Raw genomic sequence first — 20,432 nt, 5'->3', positions numbered from 1 at the left:
CCGTGGCGTTCGAGCGGCTCACCGCGGTCGATCCGCTGAAGGCGGCCCACACGATCCTCGGTGCCACGCTGTGTGCGGGCGAGGTGGTGCTGCGGATCACGGAGGTGGAGGCCTACGGGGGCCCCGAGGACGGTCCCTGGCCCGATCCGGCGGCGCATTCCTACCGGGGACGTACGCCTCGGAACGCGGTGATGTTCGGCCCCGCGGGCCATCTCTACGTCTACCGCAGCTACGGGCTGCACCACTGCGCCAACATCTCGGTCGGAGCCGACGGAGTGGCTGCCGCCGTGCTGCTGCGAGGCGCGGAAGTCGTTGCGGGGGAGGAGACCGTCCGTGCCCGGCGAACGGCCGGGACTCCGGCGTCGAACCTCGCCCGCGGACCCGGCAACCTGGCCGAGGCTCTGGGGCTGACGCTCGCGGACAACGGGATCGACGTGCTCGACGAAGGCGCCTCGGTGAGGCTCACCCTGGGGGACGCCGAGCGGGTCGCGGCGGGACCCCGCGTGGGTATCAGCGTCGCGGCCGAGCGGCCGTGGCGGCTGTGGATTCCGGGGGCGGTGGGCGTGTCGGCCTACCGGCGCAGCCCGCGCGCGCCGGCCGCTCCGCGCCGGATGGGATGATCGAGCAGTGACTGAGCACATCCTCGACGAACTGACCTGGCGCGGGCTGATCGCCCAATCGACCGACCTCGACACACTCCGCCGCGACCTCGACGCGGGCCCGGTCACGCTCTATGCCGGATTCGACCCGACCGGCCCCAGTCTGCACGCGGGTCACCTCGTGCCGTTGCTCGCACTCAAGCGCTTTCAGCGGGCGGGCCACCGGCCGATCGTGCTGGCCGGCGGCGCCACCGGCATGATCGGCGACCCGCGCGAGGTGGGGGAGCGGACCATGAACTCGGCGGACACGGTCGCCGAGTGGGCCGAACGCATCCGTGGGCAGCTCGAGCGGTTCGTCGACTTCGACGATTCCCCGACCAGCGCGATCGTCGTGAACAACGCCGACTGGACCTCCTCCCTCAGCGTCGTCGACTTCCTCCGCGATGTCGGCAAGCACTTCTCCGTCAACGTCATGCTCGCGCGCGACACCGTCAGACGCCGGCTCGAGGGCGACGGCATCTCGTACACCGAATTCAGCTACATGCTGCTCCAGGCCAACGACTACGTGCAGTTGCGTCGTCAGCACGGGTGCACCCTGCAGGTGGGTGGATCGGACCAGTGGGGCAACATCATCGCGGGCGTCGAGCTCAACCGGCGGACGGACGCCGCGGCAGTGCATGCGCTCACGGTCCCGCTCGTCACCTCCGCCGACGGAAAGAAATTCGGAAAGTCCACCGGCGGCGGAAGCCTGTGGCTCGATCCGCAGATGACCACCCCCTATGCCTGGTACCAGTACTTCGTCAACGCCGCGGATGCCGACGTCGTGAAGTACCTGCGGTGGTTCACCTTCCTGGATCAGGAGGAGCTCGCCGAACTCGAGACGGCGACGGCCGAGCGGCCGCACGCCCGTGAAGCGCAGCGCCGGCTCGCGGCCGAGATGACGACTCTCGTTCACGGAGAGGCGAACACTCGCGCGGTCGAACTGGCGAGTCGGGCGTTGTTCGGGCGAGGCGAGCTTTCGGAGCTGGACGAGGCGACCCTTTCCGCCGCCCTGGCAGAGGCTTCCGTCGCCGAGGTGCACGACGGGCAACCCGACACGATCGTCGACCTGCTCGTCGCAACAGGTCTGTGCGAGAGCAAGGGCGCGGCCCGGCGCACGATCAAGGAAGGGGGCGTCTCCGTGAACAACCAGCGCGTCGCGTCCGAGGACTGGGTCCCGTCGAGTGCGGATCTTCTGCACGGTCGCTGGCTCGTGCTGCGGAGAGGCAAGCGCAACTTCGCCGGCGTCCGCATCGAGCGCGGCTGACGAGAACGCCCTCACCCGCTGACGGGCCGCTGACCTGCTGGTTTGACGGCCCGTTAGCGGTGGCGTAACTTTGTCGTCGTTCGAGCGACACGGACACCGACCCGGACCGAGAGGTACGGAAGTTGGTTGTGTCCTGACCGACCGAACGGCCGACACGATGATCGCAGACGCTGATTGCGTAGGTGAACTCGGAGTGTTAGGATAGAACGGTTGCCCCGGAGCCGAACGCGAGAGCGCGAAGCGACGGTGTGTGCGTGTTCTTTGAGAACTCAACAGTGTGCCGATGAATGTCAGTGCCAAATTATTTTGGTGCGGCCACTTCACTTTTGTGGGGTGGTTGTTGCTGGCTGCCGCATTCTTCCGTCTGTGGTGGTCAGTGTTTTTGCTAGTTTGAGTTTTTTGCTAGTGATTCGGCTCTACGCTTATGGCTGATCGGCCCTTCGGGGTTTGATTGAGAGTCTTCAACGGAGAGTTTGATCCTGGCTCAGGACGAACGCTGGCGGCGTGCTTAACACATGCAAGTCGAACGATGAAGCCCAGCTTGCTGGGTGGATTAGTGGCGAACGGGTGAGTAACACGTGGGTGATCTGCCCTGCACTTCGGGATAAGCCTGGGAAACTGGGTCTAATACCGGATAGGACCTCGGGATGCATGTTCCGGGGTGGAAAGGTCTTCCGGTGCAGGATGGGCCCGCGGCCTATCAGCTTGTTGGTGGGGTAACGGCCCACCAAGGCGACGACGGGTAGCCGGCCTGAGAGGGCGACCGGCCACACTGGGACTGAGACACGGCCCAGACTCCTACGGGAGGCAGCAGTGGGGAATATTGCACAATGGGCGCAAGCCTGATGCAGCGACGCCGCGTGAGGGATGACGGCCTTCGGGTTGTAAACCTCTTTCAGTACCGACGAAGCGCAAGTGACGGTAGGTACAGAAGAAGCACCGGCCAACTACGTGCCAGCAGCCGCGGTAATACGTAGGGTGCGAGCGTTGTCCGGAATTACTGGGCGTAAAGAGCTCGTAGGCGGTTTGTCGCGTCGTCTGTGAAAACCCGCAGCTCAACTGCGGGCTTGCAGGCGATACGGGCAGACTTGAGTACTGCAGGGGAGACTGGAATTCCTGGTGTAGCGGTGAAATGCGCAGATATCAGGAGGAACACCGGTGGCGAAGGCGGGTCTCTGGGCAGTAACTGACGCTGAGGAGCGAAAGCGTGGGTAGCGAACAGGATTAGATACCCTGGTAGTCCACGCCGTAAACGGTGGGCGCTAGGTGTGGGTTTCCTTCCACGGGATCCGTGCCGTAGCTAACGCATTAAGCGCCCCGCCTGGGGAGTACGGCCGCAAGGCTAAAACTCAAAGGAATTGACGGGGGCCCGCACAAGCGGCGGAGCATGTGGATTAATTCGATGCAACGCGAAGAACCTTACCTGGGTTTGACATACACCGGACCGCCCCAGAGATGGGGTTTCCCTTGTGGTCGGTGTACAGGTGGTGCATGGCTGTCGTCAGCTCGTGTCGTGAGATGTTGGGTTAAGTCCCGCAACGAGCGCAACCCTTGTCCTGTGTTGCCAGCACGTAATGGTGGGGACTCGCAGGAGACTGCCGGGGTCAACTCGGAGGAAGGTGGGGACGACGTCAAGTCATCATGCCCCTTATGTCCAGGGCTTCACACATGCTACAATGGCCGGTACAGAGGGCTGCGATACCGCGAGGTGGAGCGAATCCCTTAAAGCCGGTCTCAGTTCGGATCGGGGTCTGCAACTCGACCCCGTGAAGTCGGAGTCGCTAGTAATCGCAGATCAGCAACGCTGCGGTGAATACGTTCCCGGGCCTTGTACACACCGCCCGTCACGTCATGAAAGTCGGTAACACCCGAAGCCGGTGGCCTAACCCCTCGTGGGAGGGAGCCGTCGAAGGTGGGATCGGCGATTGGGACGAAGTCGTAACAAGGTAGCCGTACCGGAAGGTGCGGCTGGATCACCTCCTTTCTAAGGAGCACTTCTCCCGGCGAGGGTTCACACAGGTGAATGCCTCTCGGGCAGAGACTGTTTCGTTCCCACACGTGGAACGGCAGGAGCTCATGGGTGGAACGCTGACAGGTATTTTCTTCGTCACCGCCGGTCCGAGTGCCGGCGGGAAGAGAGTTATATCGGTGCACTGTTGGGTCCTGAGAGAACACGCGAGTGTTTTGTCAGCGACGATGACCGGGAACGGGAAGGGTTCTTCTTTCCCCAGTATCGGTTGTTGTGTGTTGTTTGAGAACTGCACAGTGGACGCGAGCATCTTTGTTGTAAGTGTTTATGAGCGTACGGTGGATGCCTTGGCACCAGGAGCCGATGAAGGACGTGGGAGGCTGCGATATGCCTCGGGGAGCTGTCAACCGAGCTGTGATCCGAGGATTTCCGAATGGGGAAACCCAGCACGAGTGATGTCGTGTTACCCGCGCCTGAATATATAGGGCGTGTGGAGGGAACGTGGGGAAGTGAAACATCTCAGTACCCACAGGAAGAGAAAACAACATGTGATTCCGTGAGTAGTGGCGAGCGAAAGCGGAAGAGGCTAAACCGCGGGTGTGTGAGAGCTGGCAGGCGTTGCACTCGTGGGGTCGTGGGGCCCTTCTTCCCATCACTGTCATGGTGGGCGAGAGTAAGAAACCGGTGTGTTAGTCGAAGTGGTCTGGAACGGCCCGTCGTAGAGGGTGAGAATCCCGTAGACGAAAACATGCCGGCTCTCGTGGAGGGTGCCCGAGTAGCAGCGGGCCCGTGAAATCTGCTGTGAATCTGTCGGGACCACCCGATAAGCCTGAATACTCCCTGGTGACCGATAGCGGACTAGTACCGTGAGGGAAAGGTGAAAAGTACCCCGGGAGGGGAGTGAAATAGTACCTGAAACCGTGCGCTTACAATCCGTCGGAGCCTTCGAGCAGTTTGGTCTGCTGGGGGTGACGGCGTGCCTTTTGAAGAATGAGCCTGCGAGTTAGTGGCATGTCGCGAGGTTAACCCGTGTGGGGTAGTCGTAGCGAAAGCGAGTCCGAACAGGGCGTATCAGTGGCATGTTCTAGACCCGAAGCGGAGTGATCTACCCATGGCCAGGGTGAAGCGACGGTAAGACGTCGTGGAGGCCCGAACCCACTTAGGTTGAAAACTGAGGGGATGAGCTGTGGGTAGGGGTGAAAGGCCAATCAAACTCCGTGATAGCTGGTTCTCCCCGAAATGCATTTAGGTGCAGCGTCGCGTGTTTCTCACCGGAGGTAGAGCTACTGGATGGTCTAGGGGGCCCACAAGCTTACCGAAATCAGCCAAACTCCGAATGCCGGTGAGTGAGAGCGCGGCAGTGAGACTGCGGGGGATAAGCTTCGTAGTCGAGAGGGAAACAGCCCAGATCGCCGGCTAAGGCCCCTAAGCGTGTACTAAGTGGAAAAGGATGTGGGATCGCTGAGACAACCAGGAGGTTGGCTTAGAAGCAGCCACCCTTGAAAGAGTGCGTAATAGCTCACTGGTCAAGTGGTTCTGCGCCGACAATGTAGCGGGGCTCAAGTACACCGCCGAAGCCGCGGCACTCACACAACACCCACTCGTTTCTGCGGAGACGGGTGCAGTGGTGTGGGTGGGTAGGGGAGCGTCGTGCCGCCGGGGAAGCGCCGGAGTGATCCAGGTGTGGAGGCGGCGCGAGTGAGAATGCAGGCATGAGTAGCGAAAGACGAGTGAGAAACTCGTCCGCCGAATGACCAAGGGTTCCTGGGCCAGGTTAATCCGCCCAGGGTGAGTCGGGACCTAAGGCGAGGCCGACAGGCGTAGTCGATGGACAACGGGTTGATATTCCCGTACCCGTGTGAACGCGCCCCTGGTGAATCATCGGTACTAACCGTCCAAAGGGTGATCGATCTCCTTCGGGAGACGGGATCCTGCTGCACGGGACCTTCGGTGGTAGTAGCCAAGCGATGGGGTGACGCAGGAAGGTAGTGGGGCCGGTCAGTGGTTGTACCGGTGTAAGCCTGTAGGGCGTGACATAGGCAAATCCGTGTCGCACGAGCCTGAGAGGTGATGCGTAGCCGAATGAGGCGAATTCCATGATCCTATGCTGCCGAGAAAAGCCTCTAGCGAGCTTTCACACGGCCCGTACCCCAAACCGACACAGGTGGTCAGGTAGAGAATACCGAGGCGATCGAGAGAACTGTGGTTAAGGAACTCGGCAAAATGCCCCCGTAACTTCGGGAGAAGGGGGACCGGCCCTGGTGAAGACCTTCGCGGTCGGAGCTGGGGGTGGTCGCAGAGACCAGAGAGAAGCGACTGTTTACTAAAAACACAGGTCCGTGCGAAGTCGTAAGACGAGGTATACGGACTGACGCCTGCCCGGTGCTGGAAGGTTAAGAGGACCGGTCAGCGGAGCGATCCGCGAAGCTGAGAATTTAAGCCCCAGTAAACGGCGGTGGTAACTATAACCATCCTAAGGTAGCGAAATTCCTTGTCGGGTAAGTTCCGACCTGCACGAATGGCGTAACGACTTCTCTGCTGTCTCAACCACAGACTCGGCGAAATTGCATTACGAGTAAAGATGCTCGTTACGCGCGGCAGGACGAAAAGACCCCGGGACCTTCACTACAGCTTGGTATTGGTGTTCGGTTCGGTTTGTGTAGGATAGGTGGGAGACTGTGAAGCGGTGACGCCAGTTACCGTGGAGTCGTTGTTGAAATACCACTCTGATCGTATTGGACCTCTAACCTCGGACCCTGATCGGGTTCAGGGACAGTGCCTGGTGGGTAGTTTAACTGGGGCGGTTGCCTCCCAAAATGTAACGGAGGCGCCCAAAGGTTCCCTCAGCCTGGTTGGCAATCAGGTGTCGAGTGCAAGTGCACAAGGGAGCTTGACTGTGAGACCGACAGGTCGAGCAGGGACGAAAGTCGGGACTAGTGATCCGGCACCGGCATGTGGAAGCGGTGTCGCTCAACGGATAAAAGGTACCCCGGGGATAACAGGCTGATCTTCCCCAAGAGTCCATATCGACGGGATGGTTTGGCACCTCGATGTCGGCTCGTCGCATCCTGGGGCTGGAGTAGGTCCCAAGGGTTGGGCTGTTCGCCCATTAAAGCGGCACGCGAGCTGGGTTTAGAACGTCGTGAGACAGTTCGGTCTCTATCCGCCGCGCGCGTTAGAAACTTGAGGAAGGCTGTCCCTAGTACGAGAGGACCGGGACGGACGAACCTCTGGTGTGCCAGTTGTCCCGCCAGGGGCACGGCTGGTTGGCTACGTTCGGAAGGGATAACCGCTGAAAGCATCTAAGCGGGAAGCCTGTTCCAAGATGAGGTTTCTCACCCCCTCGAGGGGGTAAGGCCCCCGGCAGACCACCGGGTTGATAGGCCGGAACTGGAAGTGCGGCAACGCATGCAGGTGACCGGTACTAATAGGCCGAGGACTTACCACGAAGAAGCTACGCGTCCACTGTGCGGTATCTGAAACAGCACACACATCAGATACCGAAGCCCGACAAGGGTATTCGAGAACTCTGATGCGTGACGTTTCGCAGAGTTACGGCGGCCATAGCGACAGGGAAACGCCCGGTCCCATTCCGAACCCGGAAGCTAAGCCTGTCTGCGCCGATGGTACTGCACCCGACAGGGTGTGGGAGAGTAGGACACCGCCGAACACCCGTTACCGAGAGGGGACCCACCTGGTGGGTCCCCTCTCGTCGTTTTTCGTGAAAGGATTTTTCTGTGTCCGACAACAATGGTGAGCGTCGATCCTTCCGGGGTGGAGGGTCCACTCCCAGGTCGGGACGCGGAGACAGCGGCGAACGTCGCCAAGGCGGTGATCGGGGTCAGGCCCGCAGCGAGGACCGCCGGCAAGGATTCGCCGGCCGACCGGATCGCCGCGGCGAGGACCGCACGTTCCGCGGGGAACGCCGAAGTGAGGCACCCAAGGGCGCCGGGGACGACTCCCGGGAGGGCACCCGGTCCGAGCGACCCCGCAGCGACCGCCCGTCGGGAGACCGGCGAGACCGGCCCTACGGTGAACGGCGCGGCGAGCGTCCGCATCGAAGCACGAACGACGACCGCCGGGACGATCGGCGCACCGGTGACCGGCGTGACGATCGGACCCGGGATGATCGGCGCACCGGCACGTCCCGGGCCGGCCACGGACCCGAACAGCGGGACGGCAACGCCCCGCGCCGCCGCGGCGGCGAAGGCGGCTTCGGCCCGGGCCGGGGTCGGGAAGGCGTTCCCGCTGGACGTCGCGAATCTCGACCGGACGAGCCGGATCTTCCCGAAGACGTCGAGGCGTCGGAGCTCGATCCGACCATCCGCCGGGATCTGTTGAGCCTCGACAAGTCGAACGCCAACGCGGTGGCTCGGCACCTGGTCATGGCCGGCCGCCTCATCGACGACGACCCCCGTGTCGCCCTGGCTCATGCGCGTGCTGCGCGGCAGCGCGCCGGCCGCATCGCCGTGGTCCGGGAGGCAGCGGGCATCACCGCCTACCACGCCGGCGAATGGGCGGAGGCCCTGTCCGAGTTGCGGGCCGCTCGCCGGATGGCCGGTGGACCCGGATTGCTGGCGGTCATGGCGGACTGCGAGCGCGGACTCGGCCGACCGGAACGGGCGATCGAGCTGGGCCGTAGCGACGAGGCTCGGGCGCTGACCGGAGACGAGGCCACCGAACTGCGCATCGTCGTCGCGGGTGCCCGGATGGACCTGGGGCAGTTCGACCAGGCGGTGGTCACCCTGCAGACGCCGGAACTGGACGCCTCGCGCACCGGACCGTCCGCCGCGCGCCTGTTCTACGCGTATGCGGACGCGCTCGTGGCAGCGGGACGTACCGAGGACGGATTGAAGTGGTTCCTCAACGCCGCCGCCGCCGATCTGGAGGGGGACACCGACGCCGAGGAACGCGTCGCCGAGCTCACCGGAGAGGATCTGTGACCGGTACGCGCGCATCGTTGCGGACCCACTACGACGTCCTTCTGCTCGACCTGGACGGCACCGTCTACCGCGGCGCCGAAGCGGTGCCGGGCGCCCGCGAGGCCCTGTCCGAGGGGGCTGAGCGGTTGTTCTACGTCACCAACAACGCGAGCCGCCGCCCCGGTGAGGTCGCCAAACACCTGCGCGAACTCGGTTTCGCGGCCGACGAGTCGAACGTGGTCACCAGCTCCCAGTCCGCGGCCCGGCTGCTGGCGGAGCGGGTTCCGGCCGGCGCGCCGGTGCTGGTGGTCGGCACCGAAGCCCTCGTCGACGAGGTCGCCGGGGTCGGGCTGGTGCCGGTACGCTCCGCCGACGCCGACCCGGTGGCGGTCGTGCAGGGGCATTCCCCGGAAACCGGATGGGCCATTCTCGCCGAGGCGACGCTCGCACTGCGCTCCGGCGCGCTGTGGGTGGCGACGAACATCGACTCGACGCTGCCCACCGAGCGAGGTCTGGTGCTCGGGAACGGTTCCATGGTCGCGGCCCTGCGGTCGGCGACGGGACGTGAGCCGCTGGTGGCCGGCAAACCGGCCGCGCCACTGATCGAGGACGCCGTCGTGCGCAGCGGTGCCTCGCGTCCGCTCGTGGTCGGCGACCGGCTCGACACCGACATCGCCGGCGCGAATGCCGTCGGTGTCGATTCGCTACTGGTGCTGACCGGGGTGAGCACTGTCGCGGACCTGCTCCGGGCCCCGGCGGAGCAACGTCCCACCTATGTTGCGGACTCGCTCGCGAGTCTCGACGGCGAGGCCGCCGAGCTGCGGCCGGGCACGCGCGAGCCCCACGCGGTGTCGTTCGACGGTCGGGACGTGCATCTGGCCCCGCAACCGGCCGCGGACCCGATGGCTGCTCTTCGTGCCGTGCTCGACGTCGCCTGGTCCCATCCCGGCTTCGGTCGGGTCGTGGCGACGGACGACCTGCTGGCGCGGTGGGGAATGCCCCGCTGAGACCGTTCTGCGTGGTGTGCCGGTTCGTCACCGGCATGCACTAGCGTGGGCGATGATGAGCACGTCGATACCACGCCCAGGCGATCACCTTCCAGGCTCCCATCCGGGTATGGATCCTCGGTCGATCCACACCGATGTCGAGGGGCTGCTCACGCGTGCCCGCGACACCGCTGTCGGTGCGGCCGATCCGTCCGAGATCATCCCGCGGCAGGCGCAGCTGCTCGAACAGGCACACGACCTGCTCGTCCAGGCGCTCGCTACCGTGGACAAGATCTGACGTGGCCCGGCGAGCGCGAGTCGACGCGGAGCTGGTCCGTCGGGGCCTCGCCCGGTCCCGCGAGCACGCCGGCGAGCTGATCGCTGCGGGACGGGTCCTCGTCCACGGCACGGTCGCGACGAAGCCTGCGACGCAAGTCGATCCGGGGGCGCCCCTGTTGGTCACCGAGGTCGCCGACGAGGTGGAGTGGGCGTCACGAGGTGCTCACAAGCTGCTCGGCGCCCTCGAGGCGTTCACCGACCGGGGACTTCGGGTCGCCGGCCGGCGGTGTCTCGACGCCGGGGCCTCCACCGGGGGCTTCACGGACGTGCTGTTGCACGAGGGCGCACGGGAAGTCGTCGCCGTCGACGTGGGCTACGGCCAGCTGGTGTGGCGGCTGCAGTCCGACGACCGGGTCCGCGTGATCGATCGAACAAACGTGCGTAACATCGATGCGGACGCGATCGGGGGGCCGGTCGAGCTGGTGGTGGCGGATTTGTCCTTCATCTCGCTGAAGCTGGTGCTTCCGGCGTTCGTGCGGTGCGTGACCGCGGGCGCAGATCTGCTACCCATGGTCAAACCGCAGTTCGAGGTCGGGAAGGAGCGGGTCGGCAGTGGCGGTGTCGTCCGGGATGCGGCATTGCGGACCGAGGCGGTCCTCGACGTCGCGCGCGAAGCCCAGACTCTCGGGCTGCGTACCCTCGGGGCGGTGGCCAGTCCGCTGCCCGGTCCGTCCGGCAATGTCGAATACTTCCTGTGGCTGCGCGCCGGGGAACCGGGCCCGGCCGAGCCGGACGCGGACGTGGTCGAGCTGGTCGAACGAGCCGTGCAGGAAGGACCCCAGTGACCACAGATAGTGCAGCGCCCGGCCCGGAGCGCGCGACCCGCGAGGTCCTGCTCGTGTCCCACTCGGGACGGGTCGAGATCGCCGCGACGGCGCAGCGCACGGCGAAGATCTTCGGCGAGGCCGGCATCGGGCTGCGGGTGCTCGACGACGAGGTCGCCAGCACCGGTCTGGGTCCCCTGGCCGGACCCGAGGGCCGGGTCCGCATCGTCGAACCCGGACCGGACGCCGCCCGGGGTTGCGAGATGGTGATCGTGCTCGGCGGCGACGGCAGTTTCCTGCGCGCCGCCGAACTGGCCCAGTGCGCGACGGTGCCCGTGCTCGGAATCAACCTGGGACGCATCGGTTTCCTCGCCGAGGCCGAGACCGAGCATCTCGAGGAGGCGCTGGCACAGGTGGTGCGCCGCGAGTACCGGGTCGAGGAGCGGATGACGCTGGACGTCGCGATCCGGGTCGACGACGCGATCGTCGACCGGGGATGGGCGCTCAACGAGGCCAGCCTCGAGAACAAGTCCCGCCTGGGCGTGCTCGAGGTGGTGCTCGAGGTCGACGGTCGGCCGGTGTCGGCGTTCGGATGCGACGGAGTGCTGATCGCCACCCCGACCGGCTCGACCGCCTACGCGTTCTCCGCCGGCGGCCCGATCGTCTGGCCGGAACTCGAAGCGTTGCTGGTGATTCCCAGCAACGCCCACGCTCTGTTCGCCCGGCCCATGGTGACCAGCCCGGAATCGCTGATCGCCGTGGAGACCCTCGCCGGCAGCCACGACGGGCTGGTGTTCTGCGACGGCCGCCGCACCCTCGACCTGCCCGCGGGTGGGCGGCTCGAGGTGGTCCGCGGCAAGCATCCCGTGCGGTGGGTGCGCCTGGACTCGGCGCCGTTCGCCGACCGAATGGTGCGCAAGTTCGATCTTCCGGTGAAGGGCTGGCGGGGAAGGAGACTGTGAGGTGCTTGCCGAGATCCGGATCGACAATCTGGGGGTCATCTCCGAGGCGGGCGCCCAGTTCCACGGCGGTCTGACCGTCCTGACCGGCGAAACCGGAGCCGGCAAGACCATGGTCGTGACCAGCCTGCATCTACTGTCGGGGGTCCGCGCCGACCCTACCCGCGTCCGTGTCGGCGCCGCCCGCGCCGTCGTGGAGGGTCGGTTCTGCATCGACGCCGACGGCGGCTCGGGCGCGGCGGGCGCCGTGCCCAGCCACGTCGAGCGGGAGGTGGCGCGACTGCTCGAGACGACCGGCGCCCAGCGTGACGAGGACGGCAGCATCATCGCGGTCCGCACCGTCGGCAGCGACGGCCGCTCCCGCGCCCACCTCGGCGGTCGCAGTGTCCCGGTGGGGGTGCTCTCGGAGTTCACCGATCCGCTGCTGACCGTGCACGGCCAGAACGATCAGCTGCGGCTGCTGCGACCCGACCAGCAGCGCGCCGCGCTCGACCGGTTCGCCGGCAAGACGATCACGTCGCTGCTGTCGACGTACCAGGAACACCGCCGGCGCTGGCTGGCCGCGCGGGACGAACTACTCGAACGCACCGAGAAGTCCCGCGAACTCGCGCAGGAGGCGGACCGCCTGCGGTTCGCGCTCGACGAGATCGACGCGGTCGACCCGCAGCCGGGGGAGGACACCCGGATCGTGGCCGAGGTGCGCCGGCTCGGCGACCTCGATTCGCTGCGCGACTCCGCCCAGGGCGCACAGGCCGCGCTCGCCGGCGGCGACGGCGACGACGTGGGCGGCGCGGCGGCGCTGGATCTGCTCGGGGAGTCCCGGGCGCGCCTCGAGGCGGCCGAGGACCCCGCCCTGCGCGAGCTCGGGCCGCGGCTCGACGAGGCCATCGCCGTGGTCACCGACGTCGCGGGCGAGCTGTCCGGGTACCTGTCGGACCTGCCGTCCGATCCGGGTGTCCTCGAGACGTTGCTCGGCCGTCAGGCCGAGCTGAAATCGCTCACCCGCAAGTACGCCGCGGACATCGACGGCGTGCTCGCGTGGGCCCGCGACGCCCGTGATCGGTTGTCGCGGATCGACGTGTCCGCCGATGCGGTCGCCGAGCTCGCCGCACGCGCCGACCGTGAGGCGGCCGCGACCGCCGAAGCCGCCACCGCCCTCACCGCCGCCCGCAGGAAGGCTGCCGACAAGCTCGCCAAGGCGGTGAGCAAGGAGCTCTCCGGCCTGGCGATGGGACGGGCGAGTCTGGACGTGCAGGTGCGGGACCGGGAGGCGGGACCGCAGGACAGCGCACCTCTCGAGGTCGGCGGGCGGTTGCTGCACGCCGGCACGTCGGGTGTCGACGACGTCGAGTTCCGGCTCGCCGCGCACAGCGGCGCCCGGTCCCTGCCGATCGCCCGCAGCGCCTCCGGCGGCGAGCTCTCCCGCGTGATGCTCGCGCTCGAGGTGGTGCTGGCCGGATCCGAGCGCGGCGCCACGATGGTGTTCGACGAGGTCGATGCGGGGGTCGGCGGTCGCGCGGCGGTCGAGATCGGCCGGCGCCTGGCCCGGTTGTCCCGCACGCATCAGGTCATCGTGGTCACCCATCTACCGCAGGTCGCTGCATTCGCCGACACCCATCTCGTCGTCGACAAGGTCGACGACGCGGGCGGCGTCGTCAGCAGCGGGGTGCGCACCCTCACCGAGACCGAACGAGTCGCCGAACTCGCCCGCATGCTCGCCGGTCTCGGCGACACCGAGACGGGCCGGGCCCACGCCGAGGAACTGCTCGCCACCGCGCACGCCGAACGCCGGGGCTGATCCCGCCCCGGCGCGCCTCCGTTGCCCGGCCGCGGCCCGGGTTCATCATCGATGCCATGAAGATGCCGGCGCTGCTGTCACGCAATAACGAAACGTTGCCCGGAGTGAGCGGCATTGCCCGGGTCGACAAGAACCAGACCAAGCTCCTGCGTCGGGTCGGTCCCGGCGACATCGTCGTTCTCGACGCCGTCGACATGGACCGTGTCACTGCCGACGCGCTCGTCGAGGCGGGAGTGACCGCCGTGGTCAACGCCTCGACGTCGATCACCGGCCGCTACCCGAACCTCGGCCCCGAGGTGCTCGTGGCCAACGGCATCGCCCTGATCGACAACACCGGTCCCGAGGTGTTCAAGAAGATCAAGGACGGCGCCAAGGTTCGCCTGCACGAGGGCGGGGTCTATTCCGGGGAGCGGCTGCTGATCCAGGGCGAGGAGCAGACCGAGACCGAGATCTCCGACCGCATGATCGAGGCGAAAACCGGTCTGGTCGACCACCTCGAGGCGTTCTCGGGCAACACCATCGAGTTCATCCGTTCGGAGAGCCCGCTGCTCATCGACGGGGTCGGAGTGCCCGACGTCGACGTGGACCTGCGCGACCGGCACGTGGTGGTGGTCGCGGACGGACCGGACCACGAGCAGGACCTGAAGAATCTCAAACCGTTCATCAAGGAGTACTCGCCGATCCTCGTCGGTGTCGGCACCGGCGCCGACACGCTCGTCCGCGCCGGGTACCGGCCGGATCTGATCGTCGGCGACCCGGACGAGATCGGCACCGAAACCCTCAAGTCCGGCGCCGAGGTGGTGCTGCCGGCCGATCACGACGGTCACGCGCCCGGTCTCGAACGGATCCAGGACCTGGGCATCGGCGCGATGACATTCCCCGCCACCGGCGCCCCCGCCGACCTGGCGCTGCTGCTCGCCGACCACCACGGCGCCGCCCTCGTCGTCACCGTCGGCAGCACCGTCTCGCTCGACGAGTTCTTCGACCAGGGCCGCCGTGACAGCAACCCGTCGGCGTTCATGACCCGGCTGAAGGTGGGCCCGAAACTGGTCGACGCCAAGGCCGTCGCCACCCTCTACCGCAGCCGCGTCTCCGGCGGGGTGATCGCCCTGCTGGTGTTCGCCGCGCTGATCGCCGTGATCGTCGCCCTGATCGTGTCCAACCTCGGCGGCGACGTCGTGGACTGGGCCGTGCAGAGCTGGGACAGCCTCGTGGTGTGGGTGCAGGGGCTGACCGCGTGATCTCGTTGCGTCACCACGCAATCTCGATCGCAGCAGTCTTCCTCGCCCTGGCCGTGGGCATCGCCCTCGGCTCCGGGCTGTTGTCGGACAGCGTCGTCGCCGGCCTGCGCGACGACCGGTCCGAGTTGCAGCGCCGGCTGCAGGACGCCGAGGACCGCACCAACGCGCTCACCGAGCAGCTCAACGCGGCGGACGGCTTCGACGCCGCCGTGTCCGGACGCATCGTGCGCGACACGCTCGCCGGTCGCACGGTGCTCATGATCGCCACCCCCGACACCGACCCGGCGGACCTGGACGCGGTGATCCGCACCGTCGAGGCCGCGGGCGCCGCCGTGACCGGCCGGATCTCGCTGACCGAGTCCTTCGTCGACGCCGCGGGCGCCGACCAGTTGCGCACCACCGTCACCAACGTCGTGCCCGCCGGGGTGCAGTTGCAGACCGGCGCCGTGGACCAGGGCAGCCTGGCCGGCGACCTGCTCGGCGCCGTGCTGCTCGTCGATCCGGCGAACGCGCAACCGCGCAGCACCCCCCAGGAACGCGACCTCGCCCTGTCCACGCTGCGCGGCGGCGGATTCGTCGCATACGACGACGGGACCGTCGAGCCCGCGCAGGCCGCGATCGTCGTCACCGGCGACGGGGAGGCCGGGGCCGAGGCCGGCGGTAACCGCGGCGCGCTGCTGGCCCGCTTCGCCGCCGCGTTCGACTCCCGGGGCGCCGGCACGGTCCTGGCCGGACGGCCCGGCGCCGCCGTCGGCAACGGGGCCGTTGCCGTGGTGCGGGCCGACGCGGCGCTGTCGGCCGGTCTGTCCACGGTCGACACCGTCGACCGCGAATCCGGCCGTATCACCACGGTGCTGGCGCTGCAGGAACAGCTCGCCGGGGTGTCGGGCCGGTACGGAACCGGGCCCAACGCCGGCGCCGTCACCGTCGGAACCGCCGCCCGCTGACGGGGCGCGCCGCGGCGGACGGTGTGATCCCCGTCCGATCCGGGCGAGTCGTGTACGCGGGACCCGCGGCAGGTGTTACCGTGAAGTTCCGTGGGTCGTGCAGGCCCCAGTTGTTCCGTCATCAGTCCGAAGTCCTGCACCAGACGTCACGGGAGCTTCTTTGCCACAGTCACGCCACTCGCGTACCGCCACCAAGCACATCTTCGTCAGCGGGGGTGTCGCCTCCTCGTTGGGCAAGGGGCTGACGGCATCGAGCCTGGGCGCTCTTCTCACCGCGCGCGGAATGCGCGTGACCATGCAGAAGCTCGACCCCTACCTGAATGTCGATCCCGGCACCATGAACCCCTTCCAGCACGGCGAGGTCTTCGTCACCGAGGACGGCGCCGAAACCGACCTGGACGTGGGCCACTACGAACGCTTCCTCGACCGCGATCTCAACGCCGCCGCCAACGTCACCACCGGCCAGATCTACTCCACGGTCATCGCCAAGGAGCGGCGCGGCGAGTACCTCGGCGACACCGTCCAGGTGATCCCGCACATCACCGACGAGATCAAGAACCGGATCATGGCGATGGCCGGCCCCGACAAGGACGGCAACGTTCCCGACGTGGTCATCACCGAGATCGGGGGAACCGTCGGCGACATCGAGTCCCAGCCCTTCCTCGAAGCGGCTCGCCAGGTCCGCCACGACGTCGGTCGCGGCAACGTCTTCTTCCTGCACGTCTCCCTCGTGCCCTACCTGGCCCCGTCGGGCGAGCTGAAGACCAAGCCCACCCAGCACTCGGTGGCGGCGCTGCGCAACATCGGCATCCAGCCCGACGCGCTGGTGCTGCGCTGCGATCGGGAGGTCCCCGCCGCCCTCAAGGCGAAGATCGCGCTGATGTGCGACGTGGACGTCGACGGCTGCATCTCCTGCCCCGACGCCCCGTCGATCTACGACATCCCCAAGGTCCTGCACCGCGAAGGCCTGGACGCCTACGTCGTCCGCCAGCTCGGCCTGCCGTTCCGCGACGTGGACTGGACCGTGTGGGGTGATCTGCTCGACCGGGTGCACCAGCCCCGCGAGACCGTGCGGGTCGCCCTCGTCGGCAAGTACGTCGACCTGCCCGACGCCTACCTGTCGGTCACCGAGGCGTTGCGGGCCGGTGGGTTCGCACACCGCGCCAAGGTCGACATCCGCTGGGTGCCCTCCGACGACTGCGAAACCGAGGCCGGCGCCCAGGCCGCGCTCGGCGACGTGGACGCGGTCCTGATCCCCGGCGGCTTCGGCATCCGCGGCATCGAAGGCAAACTCGGCGCGATCCGCTACGCCCGCACCCGCAAGATCCCGCTGCTCGGCCTGTGCCTGGGCCTGCAGTGCGTGGTCATCGAAGCGGCCCGCTCGGTCGGCATCGCCGACGCGAACTCCGCCGAATTCGACCCCGACACCACCCACCCGGTGATCTCCACGATGGCCGATCAGGAGCAGGCCGTCGCGGGAGAAGCCGACCTGGGCGGCACGATGCGGCTCGGCTCCTACCCGGCCGTGCTCACCAAGGGCTCGGTCGTCGCGCGTGCCTACGGCAGCGAACGGGTCTCCGAGCGGCATCGCCACCGCTACGAGGTCAACAACGCCTACCGCGACCGGATCGCCAAGTCGGGCCTGACCTTCTCGGGCACCTCCCCGGACGGGCATCTCGTCGAGTTCGTCGAATACCCCGCCGACGTGCACCCGTTCTTCGTGGCCACCCAGGCGCATCCCGAGCTCAAGAGCCGCCCCACCCGGCCGCACCCGCTGTTCTCCGCATTCGTCGCGGCCGCGCTGCGGTACAAGGCCGCCGAGCGGCTGCCGGTGGACGTGCACGGCGACGACGCCGACCACGCCCTGGTCGACGGCGGCGCCGCGGCGCCGACCGTGTCCGAGGACGCCACCGTGTCCGAGAACGCCACCGCCGGCGGCAAGTAGCCGACCGTGACGCAGCGACACGAGTTCCGGACACTGTCCACACGCCGGATCCACACCGGCGCCATCGTGTCGCTGCGCGTGGACCGGGTCGCCATGCCCGACGGGCACGAGGCCGAGCGGGAGGTGGTCGAACACCACGGCGCCGTCGCGATCGCCGCGGTCGACGCACAGGATCGGCTGATCCTCATCCACCAGTACCGCCACCCGCTCGGCCACCGCCTCTGGGAGCTGCCCGCCGGGCTGCTCGACGCGCCCGGCGAGGACCCGCTCGACGCGGCCCGCCGGGAACTCACCGAGGAGACCGGCCTGGCCGCCGCCCGCTGGGACCTGCTCGTCGACCTCGCCCTGTCCCCGGGGTTCACCGACGAGGCCGTGCGCGTATACGCGGCCCGGGACCTGTCCACCGCCGACCGGCCCGACCCCGAACACGAGGAGGCGGACCTCGAGATCCGCCGGGTCCCCGTCGACGAGGCCGTCGCCATGGTGCTCGGCGGACAGATCGTCAACGCCACCGCGGTCGCCGGAATCCTCGCTCTCGCCGCCACCCGCCGCGACGGGGCCCTGCGTCCCGCCGACGCCGAGTGGCCCGACCGGCCCCGCGCCCTGCTGCGCACCAAGAGCCTCGGGAACTGACGCCGTGCTGGCCCGACAGCTCGACGCCTACCTCGACCACCTCACCGTCGAACGCGGGGCCGCCCCCAACACCCTCGCCTCCTACCGCCGCGACCTCACCCGATACCTCGAACACCTCACCGACCTCGGCATCGCCGACCTCGCCGAGGTGCGCGAGGAACACGTCGGCGACTTCGTCACCGCGCTGCGCCGCGGCGACCCCGAACGCGGCAGGCCCGCCCTCGCCGCGAGCTCCGCCGCCCGAGCCCTCGTCGCCGTGCGCGGCCTGCACCGCTTCGCCACCACCGAAGGCCGCACCCCCGTCGACGTCGCCCGCGCCGTCAAACCCCCCGCCGCGGGCCGGCGCCTGCCGAAGGCCCTGCCGGTCGCCGACGTATCGGCCATCCTCGACGCCGCAGGCACCGGTGCCGACGGACCCCGGGACCTGCGCGACCGGGCGCTGCTCGAACTGCTGTACTCCACCGGCGCGCGCATCTCCGAGGCCGTCGGCCTCGACGTCGACGACCTCGACACCACCCACCGGTCGGTGCTGCTGCGCGGCAAGGGCGGCAAGCAACGCGTCGTACCGGTCGGCCGCCCCGCACTGGCCGCCGTCGACGCCTATCTGGTCCGCGGCCGCCCCGCCCTGGCCACCGGACACACCCCGGCCCTGTTCCTCAACGCCCGAGGGGGCCGACTGTCCCGGCAGAGCGCCTGGCAGGTACTGCAGACCGCCGCCGGCCGGGCCGGAATCACCGCCGCCGTCTCCCCGCACACCCTGCGCCACTCCTTCGCCACCCACCTCCTCGACGGCGGCGCCGACGTGCGCGTGGTGCAGGAACTCCTCGGCCACGCCTCGGTGACCACCACCCAGATCTACACGCAGGTCACAGCCGGTGCGCTGCGCGAAGTATGGGCCGGGGCCCACCCCCGCGCCCGGTAGCCACCACGGCGGCAGGGCGTGTCCACGGCGCCATCGCACCATCCGAAGCGGTAGCGTTGACCCGACAGCCGAGCGAGCAGGACAGGGGGAGCAGGGGACAGTGGCGACACCACAACCGCCCGCAGCGGACACAGCGCCCGCGGCGGACACAGCGCCCGCCGCGAACACAGCGCCGGCCTCGCAGCACGCCCTGCTCCACGGCCGCCCCGACGTCGACGCGGCCCACACCGACCCGGACCCCACCCACACCGCGGAACCCGAAGCCGAACTCGGCCCCACCGGACGACCCCGCCGGTACGTCCCGGAACCGCAGCCGCTGCCCGGTCACGGACCCGCGAAGATCATCGCGATGTGCAACCAGAAGGGCGGGGTCGGCAAGACCACCTCCACTATCAACCTCGGCGCCTCCCTCGCCGAATACGGCCGTCGCGTCCTGCTCGTCGACCTCGACCCCCAGGGCGCCCTGTCCGCCGGACTCGGCGTCGCCCACCACGACCTCGACCTGACCGTGCACAACCTGCTCGTCGAACGCGGAATCTCCGTCGACGACGTCCTACTGCACACCCGGGTCGAAGGACTGGACCTGCTACCGAGCAACATCGACCTGTCCGCCGCCGAAATCCAGCTCGTCTCCGAGGTCGGCCGCGAACAAGCCCTCGGCCGAGCCCTGTACCCCGTCCTCGACCGCTACGACTACATCCTCGTCGACTGCCAGCCGTCCCTCGGCCTGCTCACCGTCAACGCCCTCGCCTGCGCCGACGCGGTCATCATCCCGATGGAATGCGAGTACTTCAGCCTGCGCGGACTGGCCCTGCTCAACGACACCGTCGACAAGGTGCGCGACCGGCTCAACCCCAAGCTCAGCCTCGCCGGGATCCTCGTGACCATGTTCGACTCCCGCACCCTGCACGCCCGCGAGGTGATGTCCCGCGTCGTCGAGGTCTTCGGCGACCTCGTCTACGACAGCGTCATCGCCCGCACCGTCCGGTTCCCCGAAACCAGCGTCGCCGGCGAACCCATCACCACCTGGGCGCCGAAATCCGCCGGCGCCGAGTCCTACCGGGCCCTGGCCCGCGAAGTGATCCACCGCTCCGGCCGATAA

14 protein-coding genes and 3 rRNA genes are annotated in these 20,432 nt (G+C 67.8%); all 17 read left to right on the top strand.

Annotation, left to right across the window (positions count from 1 at the left end; translation table 11 throughout):
- The first annotated feature begins 2 nt into the window (after positions 1-2).
- The 17 genes from LZP97_RS08350 to LZP97_RS08270 all read left to right on the top strand — a co-directional run bounded on the left by LZP97_RS08350 (position 3) and on the right by LZP97_RS08270 (position 20,432).
- Positions 3-620: a DNA-3-methyladenine glycosylase gene (locus LZP97_RS08350; RefSeq protein WP_010595387.1), complete on the top strand. Its 618-nt coding sequence runs from the start codon at positions 3-5 to the stop codon at positions 618-620.
- 7 nt (positions 621-627) lie between these two features.
- Complete coding sequence (tyrS, locus tag LZP97_RS08345; RefSeq protein WP_048771090.1) at positions 628-1,905, top strand: tyrosine--tRNA ligase; 1,278 nt, start codon at positions 628-630, stop codon at positions 1,903-1,905.
- Positions 1,906-2,366: 461 nt separating this feature from the next.
- Positions 2,367-3,889 (top strand): 16S ribosomal RNA (locus LZP97_RS08340).
- A 300-nt stretch (positions 3,890-4,189) separates the two neighbouring features.
- Positions 4,190-7,322, top strand: a 23S ribosomal RNA gene (locus LZP97_RS08335).
- A 105-nt stretch (positions 7,323-7,427) separates the two neighbouring features.
- A 5S ribosomal RNA gene (rrf, locus tag LZP97_RS08330) occupies positions 7,428-7,544 on the top strand.
- Together the 16S, 23S and 5S rRNA genes form the textbook arrangement of a ribosomal RNA operon.
- Positions 7,545-7,611: 67 nt before the next feature.
- Positions 7,612-8,817, top strand: a complete 1,206-nt coding sequence (locus LZP97_RS08325) for a tetratricopeptide repeat protein (RefSeq protein ID WP_072786395.1) — start codon at positions 7,612-7,614, stop codon at positions 8,815-8,817.
- Complete coding sequence (locus LZP97_RS08320) at positions 8,814-9,803, top strand: HAD-IIA family hydrolase (RefSeq protein ID WP_048773824.1); 990 nt, start codon at positions 8,814-8,816, stop codon at positions 9,801-9,803. Before LZP97_RS08325 ends, LZP97_RS08320 begins: the two co-directional genes overlap by 4 nt.
- Positions 9,804-9,912: 109 nt before the next feature.
- Positions 9,913-10,080, top strand: a complete 168-nt coding sequence (locus LZP97_RS08315; RefSeq protein WP_010596551.1) for a hypothetical protein — start codon at positions 9,913-9,915, stop codon at positions 10,078-10,080.
- 1 nt (position 10,081) lies between these two features.
- On the top strand, positions 10,082-10,906 hold the full coding sequence (locus tag LZP97_RS08310; RefSeq protein WP_017682148.1) for a TlyA family RNA methyltransferase: 825 nt from the start codon (positions 10,082-10,084) through the stop codon (positions 10,904-10,906).
- The gene (locus tag LZP97_RS08305) at positions 10,903-11,847 is read left to right on the top strand and encodes an NAD kinase (protein ID WP_010596549.1); all 945 of its coding nucleotides are present in this window, start codon (positions 10,903-10,905) and stop codon (positions 11,845-11,847) included. The genes LZP97_RS08310 and LZP97_RS08305 overlap by 4 nt, the downstream gene beginning before the upstream one ends.
- 1 nt (position 11,848) lies before the next feature.
- On the top strand, positions 11,849-13,642 hold the full coding sequence (gene recN, locus LZP97_RS08300; protein WP_017682149.1) for a DNA repair protein RecN: 1,794 nt from the start codon (positions 11,849-11,851) through the stop codon (positions 13,640-13,642).
- 56 nt (positions 13,643-13,698) lie between these two features.
- Positions 13,699-14,883, top strand: coding sequence for a putative cytokinetic ring protein SteA (gene steA / locus LZP97_RS08295; protein ID WP_010596547.1), 1,185 nt, complete (start codon positions 13,699-13,701; stop codon positions 14,881-14,883).
- The gene (locus LZP97_RS08290) at positions 14,880-15,830 is read left to right on the top strand and encodes a copper transporter (RefSeq protein ID WP_010596546.1); all 951 of its coding nucleotides are present in this window, start codon (positions 14,880-14,882) and stop codon (positions 15,828-15,830) included. The genes steA and LZP97_RS08290 overlap by 4 nt, the downstream gene beginning before the upstream one ends.
- Positions 15,831-15,990: 160 nt before the next feature.
- Positions 15,991-17,775: a CTP synthase gene (locus LZP97_RS08285; protein ID WP_026138095.1), complete on the top strand. Its 1,785-nt coding sequence runs from the start codon at positions 15,991-15,993 to the stop codon at positions 17,773-17,775.
- A gap of 6 nt (positions 17,776-17,781) precedes the next feature.
- A complete protein-coding gene (locus LZP97_RS08280; RefSeq protein ID WP_048773822.1) occupies positions 17,782-18,408 on the top strand; it encodes an NUDIX domain-containing protein in 627 nt (208 codons plus the stop codon).
- A gap of 4 nt (positions 18,409-18,412) precedes the next feature.
- Positions 18,413-19,330 (top strand): site-specific tyrosine recombinase XerD, encoded by a 918-nt coding sequence (xerD, locus tag LZP97_RS08275; protein ID WP_010596543.1) that lies wholly within the window; start codon positions 18,413-18,415, stop codon positions 19,328-19,330.
- Positions 19,331-19,430: 100 nt separating this feature from the next.
- The gene (locus tag LZP97_RS08270) at positions 19,431-20,432 is read left to right on the top strand and encodes a ParA family protein (protein ID WP_010596542.1); all 1,002 of its coding nucleotides are present in this window, start codon (positions 19,431-19,433) and stop codon (positions 20,430-20,432) included.

This window comes from Rhodococcus sp. DMF-1 (assembly GCF_021441945.1).
GTDB lineage: Bacteria > Actinomycetota > Actinomycetes > Mycobacteriales > Mycobacteriaceae > Rhodococcus > Rhodococcus ruber.
This window is presented reverse-complemented; position numbering and strand designations above follow the sequence as displayed.